The organism is Clostridium sp. UBA3061 (genome assembly GCF_002367465.1).
Lineage (GTDB): Bacteria > Bacillota > Clostridia > Clostridiales > Clostridiaceae > Clostridium_J > Clostridium_J sulfidigenes.
In genome coordinates, this window is record NZ_DFCF01000002.1 from 607880 (window position 1) to 621719 (window position 13840).

Annotated in this window: 8 protein-coding genes; 7 read left to right on the forward strand and 1 reads right to left on the reverse strand. The window is 30.5% G+C overall.

Annotated elements, in window-relative coordinates; genetic code table 11:
- The first annotated feature begins 59 nt into the window (after window positions 1-59).
- The 3 genes from B2P65_RS02965 to B2P65_RS02975 are packed head-to-tail and all read left to right on the forward strand — an operon-like array spanning window position 60 to window position 3127.
- The gene (locus B2P65_RS02965) at window positions 60-1388 is read left to right on the forward strand and encodes a GlmL-related ornithine degradation protein (protein WP_346879555.1); all 1329 of its coding nucleotides are present in this window, start codon (window positions 60-62) and stop codon (window positions 1386-1388) included.
- 45 nt (window positions 1389-1433) lie between these two features.
- Window positions 1434-2588 (forward strand): ornithine racemase Orr, encoded by a 1155-nt coding sequence (gene orr, locus B2P65_RS02970; protein WP_346879556.1) that lies wholly within the window; start codon window positions 1434-1436, stop codon window positions 2586-2588.
- A 29-nt stretch (window positions 2589-2617) separates the two neighbouring features.
- Window positions 2618-3127 carry a flavin reductase family protein gene (locus tag B2P65_RS02975; RefSeq protein ID WP_346877807.1) on the forward strand — a complete coding sequence of 170 codons (510 nt, stop codon included), beginning with the start codon at window positions 2618-2620 and terminating at the stop codon, window positions 3125-3127.
- A 213-nt stretch (window positions 3128-3340) separates the two neighbouring features.
- Here the strand turns inward: B2P65_RS02975 and B2P65_RS02980 are convergent, their stop codons facing one another.
- On the reverse strand, window positions 3341-3607 hold the full coding sequence (locus B2P65_RS02980) for a DUF1294 domain-containing protein (RefSeq protein ID WP_346877808.1): 267 nt from the start codon (window positions 3605-3607) through the stop codon (window positions 3341-3343).
- A gap of 311 nt (window positions 3608-3918) precedes the next feature.
- On the opposite strand from B2P65_RS02980, the gene B2P65_RS02985 reads away from it, so the two are divergent.
- From B2P65_RS02985 to B2P65_RS03000, 4 genes are all read left to right on the forward strand, one after another.
- Window positions 3919-11790, forward strand: coding sequence for an RHS repeat-associated core domain-containing protein (locus B2P65_RS02985; RefSeq protein ID WP_346879557.1), 7872 nt, complete (start codon window positions 3919-3921; stop codon window positions 11788-11790).
- Between the two features lie 5 nt (window positions 11791-11795).
- Window positions 11796-12122 carry a hypothetical protein gene (locus B2P65_RS02990; protein WP_346879558.1) on the forward strand — a complete coding sequence of 109 codons (327 nt, stop codon included), beginning with the start codon at window positions 11796-11798 and terminating at the stop codon, window positions 12120-12122.
- Between the two features lie 278 nt (window positions 12123-12400).
- Window positions 12401-13144, forward strand: coding sequence for an RHS repeat-associated core domain-containing protein (locus B2P65_RS02995; protein WP_346879564.1), 744 nt, complete (start codon window positions 12401-12403; stop codon window positions 13142-13144).
- A 25-nt stretch (window positions 13145-13169) separates the two neighbouring features.
- Window positions 13170-13553, forward strand: coding sequence for a hypothetical protein (locus B2P65_RS03000; RefSeq protein ID WP_346879559.1), 384 nt, complete (start codon window positions 13170-13172; stop codon window positions 13551-13553).
- Window positions 13554-13840: the final 287 nt, after the last annotated feature.

Here is a 13840-nt window from a genome sequence, read left to right on the forward strand (position 1 = left end):
AGGATAGATTAATGCTTAGTAAAATTTTGAGGTATCCCCTTTAAACTAGGAGGGAAGCTATGAGAGTTGAATATTTAATAGCGGAAATCGGAAGTACAACCACTGTAGTAACAGCCTTTAATTTTAAAAAAGGAGTTGAGGTTGTAGGACAAGGTAAGGCCTTTACTTCTGTTTTACAAGGTGATGTAACTATTGGACTTAGAAATGCAATTAATGAAATGGAGAAGCAGCTAGGAGAATCCATTGAATATGACAGAATGATAGGTGCTAGTAGCGCCGCAGGAGGCTTAAAAATAACTGTTCATGGATTAGTACAAGATATGACAGTTAAAGCTGCAAAGGAAGCAGCCCTAGGTGCAGGCGGAATTATAAAAATGGTAACAGCGGGTAGGCTTAGAAGAACGGATATTAAAAAAATAAAAGAAATAAATCCTAATCTTATAATGATTGCAGGCGGTACAGACTATGGAGAGAGAGAAACTGCCTTAGATAATGCTGAGATTATAAGAGATGCTGAGCTGAATATCCCTGTGGTTTATTGTGGTAATATAGCTAACCAAGAGGAAATAAAAGAGATTTTTGAAGGTAGAGAACTTTATGTAATAGATAATGTATATCCTAGGGTAGATGAATTAAATGTGGAGCCTGCTAGGGGGATAATTCAAGATGCTTTTGAAGTAAATATTGTTAAAGCCGGTGGTATGGATAAAATTAAAGAAATGGTGGATGGAGCTATAATGCCAACTCCTGGAGCTGTAATGGAAGCTACAAAGTTACTCTATGAAATAATCGGTGATGTAATAGTGGTGGATGTTGGAGGAGCTACTACAGATGTTCATTCCGTAACAGAAGGTAGTGTGGAAATTTTAGATATATTAGTGACTCCAGAACCAAAAGCAAAGCGTACCGTAGAAGGTGATTTAGGGGTATATGTAAATAGAGAAAATGTATTAGAACTTTTACAACATCACGAGTTAGAAGGAAGAACTAAGGATAGTATAAGGAGTTTCATTAAGCCTATTCCAACTACAGAAGAAGAGAAATATTGGAGTAGGGTCCTTGCTCAAAAGGCTGTAAACACTGCCATAGATAGACATGTAGGGCAAATTAAAAGAGTATACAATTCAGGAAGAAAGTTTAGTGCCTATGGAAAGGATTTATCAATGGTTAAATATATCATAGGTACAGGGGGTGCTCTAACTAGGTTAGGTAAAGGCAAGGAAATGCTAGAGAGTATAAAGGATGTTAAGGGAGACATTACTATGCGTCCCACAAAAGAGGCAAAGGTACTCCTAGATAATATGTATATCATGGCCTGTGCTGGAGTTTTAAGTAGAGAAAATAAAGAAGCTGCAATAGAATTGCTTAAAGCTAGTTTAAATTTATAATGACAAATTAGATTTTTAGTTTCTGTAAAGGAGGAGAGTTAGAGAATGGAAAAATGTTATTCAGAAGTAGAATTAAATCAAGAAAATTTAACTTATAATATTGCCCTTGAACAAGAGTTATGGAAAGAAGAAGTAAAGGATAGATATCCTAGAATTGAAATTGATTTAAATAAATTAACCTATAATACTAAATTTTTATTAAATATGTGTAATGGAAAGATGATAGACATCGCTGTAGTAACTAAGGTGTTTTGTTCACACCCCGATATAGTTCAAGGTGTTTTAGATGCAGGGGTAAAAACCATAGGAGATTCAAGAGTGGCTAATTTAAAAAAGATAGCAAATTTAAATTGTGAAAAGCTACTTCTTAGAATTCCAGCTCTTAGTGAAGTAAGAGAAGTAATCATGTATAGTGATATTTCCCTTAATTCAGAGATAGATACAATTAAGGCATTATCAAAGGAAGCTATAAGAGCTAAGAAAACTCATAAAATAATTTTAATGGTGGATTTAGGAGATTTAAGGGAAGGTGTTTTAGAGAAAGATGTACTAGAAATGTCCAGGGAAATTATTAAATTGCCTAATATAAAGCTTATGGGGATAGGAACAAATTTAACTTGCTATGGAGGAGTAATACCTGATGAAGTAAATTTAGGAAGGTTGCTAGAAATAAAAAACACCATAGAAGAAGAATTAAATATTAAGATACCTATAGTATCAGGAGGAAATTCTAGTAGTTTATATATGGTAATGAATAAAACTATTCCAGAAGGAATTAATAATTTAAGACTTGGGGAATCAGTGGTTTTAGGAAGAGAAACCGCTTATGGAAGAGATATTCCAGGAATGTTTAAAGATGTGTTTACTTTAAAAGGTGAAATTATAGAAATTAAGGATAAGCCATCAGTACCAATAGGAAATATTGGCATGGATGCCTTTGGAGAGGTTCCAACCTTTCAGGATAGAGGAACAATAAAAAGAGCTATAATTTCAATGGGAAGACAAGACGTAAAAATTGATGGAATAACTCCTAGAGATGAAAAAATAACAATATTAGGTGGCAGTAGTGATCATCTTTTATTAGATGTAACGGAAAGTGAATCTGACTACAAAGTTGGTGATATAATTTCTTTTGATGTAGATTATGGAGCATTATTATCTTCAATGACCTCCTCCTATATAAATAAGTGTATAATGTAAATAAAAAATAATTTTAAGGAGAGATTTAAATGGTTGATTTTAAATTATTTACTGAAGACTTAAATGTAGCAATAAGGAATCTGCATGAAAAAGGTGCCTTTTTAACTGTAAAGGCTGGAGATGAAGTTAATACTATGACAATAGGTTGGGGAAATGTTGGCTTCCAATGGGGAAAACCTATATTTACAGTACTAGTGAGAAAGCATAGACATACCTTTTCTATTATAGAAAAAGCTGATAACTTTAATGTAACAATTCCTCTTGATGATAGCTTAAAGGAGGAAATTAAATTCTGTGGTACTAAATCAGGAAGAGATTATGATAAATTTAAGGAATGTAATTTAAAACTAATTCCAGCTAAAACTGTAGATACTCCAATAATAGAAAAATCTAATGTATTGACTTATGAATGTAAAATAGTTTATAAACAAGAAATGAATCCAGAGTTTTTATCGGATGCAATAAAGAACTCAAGCTATCCAGCAGAGGACTATCATGTATTATATGTAGGTGAAGTAGAAGCTTGCTATAAACTATAAAACTGTATTTTAAATTGAATTAATAGCTTCCTATATAAATATTTGTATAGGAAGCTATTTTTATATGGAACTATAAAAATAGTTAACTATGAAGCTATTAAACTATATAACTAGTTAACTATTTGTTCTATTCATGCGGGTTTCAGGGGTTTTTCAATGTATTGGAAGCGTAAATATGTTGGAAATTTAAGGAGTATGAAGTCATTTCTAAAATTATAAGCTGATAAAATAAGTTAATATAGCTATTTGTATAACAAGGATAAGAGGAATACCAATAGTGAATTTTTTATGCTTAGTTTTATGTCTAAAAGTGCTCATACCAGCTAACATACCAATGGAACCTCCTATTATAGATATACATATAAGAGCTTTTTCACTAACCCTCCATTGTCTTTTTATAGCCTTCCTTTTATCTATTAACATTATAAAAAATCCAATTAGGTTTATTATTATTAAGTATAAAATAAAATTATTAAACATAAGACCTCCTAAAGTATTTATATATTTAATTTATATTATATAAAAATAAAAAGCAATAAGGATATATTTATTTTAATAGGTTGTATTAGTTAAAAGTACAATGTAAAAAACTCTCACCCATTGTTCAATTTAATAATAAAATACAACTAATCATTTGAGAAGAAAATATATTTTAGAGTTAGGTAGTTATTCAAATATACAAAATGTGCATGAAAGTATCATTTTTGAACATGAAAGTACATGGAAATAAAAAGGTAAAAGATGAAATTTGTAGAATTGTAAAAATGTAATAAATATTTGGGGGGATAATTGTGACGAAATTTTATAAAAACGTATGTAAATTACTTATAATTACATTATTGGTAACAATGACACCAATAAATGCAATTATAGTAAGTGCTACGGATGACACAGAAGAAACGACTACTAATCAAAATCAGGAGGCAGAAATAGTTAGAGAACTTGAAGAGAAGAGAGAGGAGAATACAAAGTACTTTTTAAAAGACGATGGAACTTATGAAGCAATATTATATGAAGAACCTATACACTATTTAAAAAATGGCAAATGGATAGATATCAATAATTCATTGCATGATAAAGGGAATTATTATGAAAATAAAGAAAATGAATTCACTGTTAGGATAGGTAAAAATGCCAGTGATAAAGAGCTTATTTCTGTATCAAAGGATAAGTATAAAATATGGTGGAACATAGGTGTTGGTATCGGAGAAAAATTAGAAGAAGTACCAGCATCAGATGATAAAGGTGTTGAAGAAGAAAAACCAACTATAGATAATAAGAAAAACGAAGAAACAGAAAAGCCATCAACAGAGGATAAACCAAGTGAGGAAAGTGAAAAACCATCAGATGATGATAAACAAGAAGGGGAAATAGATAATCCACCTTTAGATGGCAAAACAGACGGTGAAACAGAACCACCATCTACTGAAGACAAAAAAGGTGGAGAAACAGAAAAACCAACTACAAATGAAGAAATAAAGGATAGAGTAGATGATTCACCTATTGATAGTGAAACTACTAAATTAAAAAAGAAAACTAATTTAGTAGGAAAAGTATCAAAAAATACTACAATAGATAACACTTCAAATAAAGAAAAAGAGAATAAAGAAAAAGAAAAAGAGAATAAAGAAAAAGATTCAAATAAAGATTCAAATAAAGATTCAAATAAAGATGAGAAAGTAAGTAAAGAAACTAAAGAAAATAATAAAGATGATATTAATGGAGATGTAAAAAAATCTAATAGTAGTAATAAAAATAAGAATAAAGATAATGATAAATTAAATAAAAATAGGAAAACAAAAAATATAAGCAAACTAAGTAAAGCATCAGTAGAAAATACAGATATAAATAAAGTTATTGATGAAATGGTGGAACAACAACTTGGAGGTAATAGAAGGGCAAAAAGATCAACTAGTAATAATAAGAGTTTAAGAGATAAGATTAAAAAGGAAATTGATAAGAAGTTTTTACCCAATGTTAAATCAAGTGTGGAATTTAAGTCTATTTACGAAAATATTGACTTAGAGTATAAATTGATAGGAAAAACAGTAAAGGAAAATATAATATTAAATGAAAAAATAGATAATCCTTCAATTTTGTTTAATTTGAATATAGAAAATCTAAAACCTAGAGTTGAAGGAAATATAATTATATTTGAAGACTTAGAGACTGGAGCTGAAGTATTCCAATTAGATAAGCCTTTTATGTATGATGCAAAGGGAGAATTGTCTGAGGATATTGAGCTAATATTCAAAGAAGCAGAAGAAGGAGGATATACCTTAGAGATAGTTCCAAATAATGAATGGATTAATGATGATAAAAGAGAATTTCCAATTACAGTAGATCCCATAGTAAGAACAGAAATGAATACTAAAGAAATAGTAGATACTTTTACAGCTTATAATGATACTCAAGATAAGTGGAATAATATGTTTTTAAGAGTTGGAAATAATTCAGGAATAGGAAAAACAGAGACATATGTTAAATTTACTAAATTGCCAAAATTAAATGCTGGAGATATGGTAGTAGATGCACAATTAGCATTATTTAAGGTGAATTCGGAAAGTGGAGCTGATGGCCAAATAAATGCATATACTGTCACTGAAAATTGGAATACAAGTGTACCGAATAAGAAATCACTGGCAACTGAAAAAAGGATATTAGATATTCAGACAGTGAAAAATGGTTGGTACTCTTGGGATGTAACCAAAGCTGTAAAAGGGTGGTATACAGAAGGAAATAATTATGGTATAGCATTAAAAAGGGATAACCCGGCATCAGGAAATACAACATTTTTGTCTTCTGATGCACCTGATCAACATAAAGCAGGATGGCCATTAGTAGCAATTCAATATGTTAATAATACAGGGTTAGAGAACTACTGGACATATCATTCACAGGATATGGGGAGAAGTGGAATAGGATATATTAATGATTATAATGGTAATGTTGTTTTTACCCATAATGATTACACTGCATTAGATAGTAGGTTAGCTTTAAAGATAGAGCATGTTTATAATAGTAATGATAAAGAGACTGATATAGGATACGGAAAAGGGTGGAAACTCAACATTCAACAAAGGATAACTGAAGAAGTAATAAATGGTACAACCTATTATAAATATTTTGATAGTGATGGAACTAATCATTACTTTTATTATGATTCAGCATCTAAAACTTATAAATGTGAAAGTCTTGAAGGTATTAAATTCACTAAAAATAGTGATGGAAGCTATATGATTACAGATAAAGATAGAAATAAATTATATTTTGTTCCTGGTGGGTACCTTAAAACTATTACAGATACTAATAATAACACTAACACTATACTTTATGATGGAACTAGAATAAGTGGAGTTAAGGATAGCATAGGAAGAACTACACTTTTACAATATACTTCAGGTGGAACGTTAATTGGTATCACAGATCCGGCGGGAAGAAAAACTAGCTATGCTTATAATGGAATACAATTAAGTAGAATAACTTATCCGGATGGTAAGGCATCTTATTATACTTATGAAGGTAATAACAATTTATCTTCTGTTAAAAGTTTAGATGGTGCTAAATTGCTCTATACCTATTATGGTGGTTCTACTTCAAGAGTTAAAACTGCCACTTATGTAGATACAGCTGGGACACAGGGGCAAAGTCTAACCTTTAAATACAGCTATAATGAAACTGAAATAAAGGATGTTAAGGGTAGAACTAATACTTATCAATTTAATAATGGAGGAAATACAATATCTATTAAAGATTCTAATGGAAGTGCACAATACTATAAGTATAATAGTAATGAAAAAGCAAAAAATAGATTAGAGCTGGAATCTAAGGTTCAAAAGACAAGCAATAATTATTTAATGAACCATAATTGTGAGTTAAAGGATGGAAATTGGAGTGCTGGTTCTTGGTCAGGTTCTGCAGGTACTAATGAATTTACTACTACAAAAGCTAACATGGGAAAATATTCATTAAAGGTAAATATGACAAATAAAACTAGTAGGAGATTTTATAGTCAAGCTGTCACCTTAGAAAAGGGGAAGACTTATACATTTTCAGGATATGTATCAACTAATGGAGTAAGTAATACTAATAAAAAAGGTGCTGCTTTATTTGTAAATTATACTGATAATACAGGGAATTATGTAACAAAAGATTCTAAATATATTAGTGGAACTACTGGATGGGATAGGGAATCTATAACATTTACTTTGCCATCAGATGCGACATCTAATCTTGTATATATTAGATGTGGGTTAATTGAGGAATCAGGAACTGCATATTTCGATAACTTACAAGTAGAAGATGGAGAAGTTACTAATAGATATAATTTGGTTGAAAATCCCAATTTTGTAGTTAATGGAGCACCTAATGCCAACTTTTGGACTACAAGTAACTGGGAAAGTACAAACGGATTATATACAACTACAGATTCAACTTATCCATCAAATCTAGATAAAATAAAAGCTGTTTATAAGATGCCTGGTAATACAGAAAAAGATAAAAGTATATATCAAACAATAAACGTTTCAGGAAAAAAAGATGATGTTTTTGTAGTAGGAGGTTGGGCAAAGGCAGAATCACTTCCTCTAATAGGCAATGGTAGATATTTTGCTTTAGATGTAGGACTAGAAAAACCAGATGGTAGCTATGAATGGACTGTTATTCCTTTTAATGGAGATTCATCAACATGGCAATATGTATCAGGACAAGTTGTGGCTAAGAGTGATTATAAAAGTGTAAGAGTATATGGACTTTACTATAAAAATGCTAATATAGCTTATTTTGATGGATTCCAATTATATAAAGAAGAGTTTGGTGCAAGCTATCAGTACGATGATAAGGGTAATATAACGTCTACAGAGGATTTAATAAAACAAAAAACTAATTATAAATATGATGGTGATGATAAATTAACTTCTGTTACAGATCCAAAAGGAAATACAACTAAGTATTCATACGATGGTAATAGGAATTTAATTCAAACTACTACGGCAGAAAACATTGTAAGTTCTTTTATTTATGATGAGTATGGGAATGCAGTAGTATCAAAGATATCTGGAAGTGGATTGTTTATGGAAAGCAGTAATATTTCAAGTGATACTGCAGGATACACAAAAAGAACTATAGATACCAGTGGAAACGAAATACTGAACGTATATAGCGAATCTAAGGATAACTTAGATGTAACTATTAATTCACAAGAGGTTTCTACTTATTATGGATATGATGAAACAGATAAGCTTATAAATACAAGTGCCTATAACCCATATGGTGACAAAAAGACAGGAGAAACTTTCCTTGTAAATGGTAATAGTAGTGGAGATTTAGGAAGTAAATCCCTTGGGTTGGGTGCTACTCCAGTTAAGGATAGCAAAGGGCATTACACTTTCAAAGTTCAAGATGGAGGAGGAGTTCCATATAATTTAGGAATAAGCAAAAATAAAGGGACTATTGCATTAAAATTCAAGCCACAAAGTAATGGTAGTCTTAGGTATTTACTTTGCAGTTCATCGCCTAATGGTGGGTCTTTAGCTGTATATGTAAATACGAGCAATAAATTATGCTTGGCATTTAAAGATAGTAGCGGAATTTGGAAAGAGTCTATTGTATTAAATAAAGCTATAAGTGCTAACACTTGGTATTCTATGATAGTACAATGGGAAAATGCATCTTCAGGATTAAAAGCTACATTAACTATAGATGATGAAGTAAAGAATGCTACTGTTAGTGGTGTAAAAGACTTTACTGGTGGTAAGGTTATAGTTGGAGCAGATTTTAATAATAAAAATGCATTAAATGGAGAAGTGGAAGAATTATACTGTTCTACAGAGGTAGACAATTTAACAGAACTAAAGCAGCATTATAATAAGTTAAAGAGCGGTAACTATGGATACTACAAAAATTGGGATGAATATGTTCCTTTAAGAGGAAATTCTTCAAGTATTAATGGACTTAGAGCACTTACAGATAAGAGCAAGTATGATTCATCTAATGAGCTAACTATGCAAGCTACAGGAGGCAGATATGCTAACTATAGTAGTGGAATAAGGGACAACTCAGGAACAATGAATCTTTGGCTTAAACCTAGTGCAAGTACTAGTACAAGATATATATTTTCTGGAACAACTAGAGAAAATATTGGTGTGATAGAGGCATATTTAGCTTCGGATAATAAAGTAAAGTTATCTGTTAAGAATAGTAGTGGAAATATTGTAGACATAATAACATCAAATACAGCTGTAACAACAGGACAATGGAATATGTTAACAATATCTTGGAATAAAAGCGGAACAACTCTTACAATCAATATGTATATTAATGGAAATAAAGAGAAATCAGCTTCAGGTACCTATAAAGATTTTTCAGGAGCTAATATATGTATAGGTCAAAAATTATCTGGTAGTTCAATAGAAGGAAACCTAGATGAACTCATACTTTCAAGCAAATGCTATGATGACAATACTGTAAAATCAATGTATACTAAAGGAAGAGGAAAAGCAACTGCTAGGGTTGGACAAAACAACTATACTTATAATAATTATAGATTATCAAAGGTTTCTAGCAATAGTACAAGCTACAACTTTACCTATGATGGAAATGGAAATCAGAAATCTGTAGCAGTGGGAAGTAGCACTTTAATAACCAATAACTATGATAATGTATCAGGTGTATTAAAAAATGCTACCTATGGAAATGGCAATACAGTAGCCTACGGTTATGATAATTTAAATAGAGTAACTAGTAAAACCTTAGATGGTAAGATAGCTTCAAAATATACCTATGATAATTCTGGGAATTTAGCTATATCCCAGGATTTAAAAAGCGGAATTACTAATAAATACACCTATGACTTAGCAGACAGACTGGTAAAAACAGAGGATTCAAGTGGAAATTGGTTTAAATATGATTATGATAAGACTGATAAAACTAGTAAAAAAGAAAACCATATAGCAGGAAAATCATATTCTACAAGCTTTAATTTTGATAAAGACGGAAAAACTGAAAATGTATCATTACCTTCAGGAAAAAATTATTTTTATATTTATGATTCTATAGGAAGAACTAAATCTAGAACACTAAACTTAGATGCTGCTTATACCTATGATACAAGATATGAATACAAAGCTGGTTATGCTGGTTCAACAACTTCAATGGTATCATCAATAAAAAATGGCAATAGTGAAATAAAATATACCTATGATGCTTTAGGAAGAATTGAAACTGTAAATAATGGTAAAGTAATAAAGTATTACTATGATAGTTTAGGACAGGTTGTAAGAGAAGATAATGGAGACCTTAATAAAACTATAACCTATACCTATGATGAAAGTGGAAACATTCTAAAGGTTGCAGAATATGCACTAACAAGTAACACAACACTAGGAGCAGCAACTAAAGCTGTAGATTATAGCTATGGTGATAGTAATTGGAAAGATAAGTTAACCTCTTACAATGGAAAAGCCATAACCTATGATGCAATAGGAAATCCATTAACCTATGATGGCTACACCTTTAAATGGGAAGGTGGAAGAACATTATCCTCTATAACAGGAAATAGTAAAAACATTAGTTATAAGTATAATAGTGATGGAATAAGAATAGAAAAAACAGTAAATGGAGTGAACTATAAGTATACACTAGAAGGAAGTAATGTAGTATATGAAGAAATAACTAATGGAAGTAAAGTAGACAAAATTTTATATAACTATGGAGATAAAGGTCTTGTAGGCTTCGTGCTAAATGATACTGAAGAATATTTCTACATTAGAAATGCTCAAAGTGATATTATAGGAATAATAAACTCTATTGGAAAACAAGTTGTTTCTTATACCTACGATACTTGGGGTAAATTAATATCTATAACAGGAGATAAAGTATTAGGAGAAAAGAATCCTTATAGATATAGAGGCTATAGATACGATACAGAGACTGGATATTACTACTTACAATCAAGATACTATAATCCTGAGTGGGGAAGATTCTTGAATGCAGATGCTATTGGTGGTAGTATAGGTGAATTGTTATCACATAATACTTTTGCTTATTGTAATAATAATCCTGTTATATCAAAAGATCCTAATGGTTTTAGACCTATGTATACTCAAGGAGAAGAAACAGCTGCAATGAGAGATGCTTCTTATAAAGTCATGAATAATTATTATGCTAACAAAGGTAGTTCAACATCAAATGGAAATTCAGGTTTTAACTATTGGGTCAGTGGAATTAAAGCTACAGGCGGAAGTATAGCAGATAATATTGGCAGTAAGGTTGGTAAGCTAATTAACACTGGTTATAGAAAAATTTGTGACATAAAAGCATTTGGACCAGCATTTAGAGTAAATGTAGCTGGAAAAAGTTTTTCCAAAAGTCTGGGTAAAAAGGCATTAGGTTATGTTGGAGATATTGGTATAGGTGCATATTCTGCAATCAACAGCTTCATCAAAGGAGACGTTACTGGTGGACTTATTGATTTAGGTGCTACAGTTGTAGGAATTGGCGCAGGAGCGATAATTGGAGCTATAGCTGGAGGACTAATAACAGCAAGTACTCCATTTTGGGCTGTTGCAGGTATAACTGTAGCAGCATTTGCAGTGTCAACTGCAGCTAGTGTTTATATAGATAAACGTGCAACGGAAATAAAAGATAATCATTATGGGAGGTGATTAATGTGAATAAAAAGAATATCCCAAAGATAGGTGCAACAGTAGGTCTTTTTAATATACTAATTATTAGAGCGTTATCTGAGAAGTATGGAAATGATATAAGAATAATGATTGGAGGAATATCAGTTATAATTGGAATAAGTATTATATTATTTATGCTGTGTATGAAAGAGTATGTTGTAGCATTAATATTATTAGCTATGATGTTACCAATTGTAATTGGATTTATTGGTTTATATTTAGATAAATCATATCTTATGGATATAGGTATAATATCAATATTTATTATTGGGCCTATACTAATTAAAATTATACCTAAGTATAGAAAATGATAGATGTAGTGATAAAGAATGTATTATAGGAAGTAACATTTATCTTTACTATGATTAAAGTAAAATTGTTATTTGAATTAGATATAATTTTAATTGAATAAATAATTATTAAAAGCCAGTAGTAGTGAATTATTCATTTTACTGGCTTTTAATAATAAGTTTAATGTAAAAAGTAACAACCGACGATTGATATATATTTAAATGCGAATGGTAGGAGAATTCTAGCCTAAATAGAAGGGAATAGTGTAGTTCATGAAGAAATAGGTAAGTTAATATCTATAACAGGAGATAAAGCATTAGGAGAAAAGAATCCTTATAGATATAGAGGTTATAGATACGATAGTGAGACTGGATATTATTATTTACAATCAAGATATTATAATCCTGAGTGGGGAAGATTCTTGAACATTGATGCTATTGGTGGAAATGTAGGGGCATTACTATCACATAATATATTTGCCTATTGTAATAATAATCATGTTACATCAAAAGACCCATCAGGGTTTAGACCTATATATACTCAAGGTGAAGAAACAGCTGCAATGAGAAAAGCTTCATATAAAGCTATGGAGAAATATGGGAGAAGAAAAAGTTCGAACACTAGCACTGTAACTAACTCTAAGGGTAATAAATTAAAAGATACAATACTTGGTTCAATTCCAGGGTTGTTGTCTGGTACAATCTTCAGTATATGTGAAAATTTTGGTGATGACATAATTGTAGGTAGTATGAGGACAAAGCTTTATGGAATATCAACTAAAATTCCAGTAACTTTAGGAGTTTTTGATGACGCATTTAAGCAACTAGGTGTTGTTGGATTAGGATTAACAATATGTGATAATAGGAATTATGGATTAGGTATTGGATTAGTTAGAAGTGGTATTGATATACTTGGATTTGCCGCCGCTGCGGCCCTTACAGCCAGTGGAGGATGGGTAGCAATAGGTGTAGGTTTAGGTATTGGTATAATTACTGAAGGTGCAAAATGGGGAGTCACAGAGATTATTAAAAAGTTTGATTAGAGGTTTATACGAGGAGAGATGAAAGATGAATGGCAATAATAAAGGGATATATGCAGTAGTAGGAATAGCTGTCTTTATTATATCGAAGCTTATACTTGGAGGTTTAGGAATAGAGAATGTACCAGTACCAATTATCATAGGTTTATTAGCAGCTTCATACGCTATGTTTTTAATAGGGATACTTAATAAAAAATTAACAGGAGGACAGAAGGTTTGTTATATAGTATTTGCAATTTTATTCGCAGTTGCGATTGTTAGTGCTATTATGGTAACTATATTCTTGAGTTATTTTTCACAAAATGTAGCAGAATACAAAGTGTTGATGTTAATACTATTAACAGTTGGTATATTATCACTTTTAGGTATAGTGATTATATCATTGATAATTATAAAAAAATATCGAAATTAGATANNTTAAAACTTATATATGATATAATAAGAAGGGTATTATTAAAGATATAATTATAATTTAGGATTATTTATATTCAATAAAAAATTAGAAAGAAAATTTCAGTATACTCAATATATTGGAATTTTCTTTCTTTTATATACGGTATAATAAATTTGTCATCTTAATTCTATATAAAAAGTTTGAAAAGTATTTTTAGGTAAATTTCACCTTAAATAGTATAAGTAAGTTTTAATAACTAAATCCCGGAATTCAGCTATTGAATTTAAATATACATTAGAAGGAAA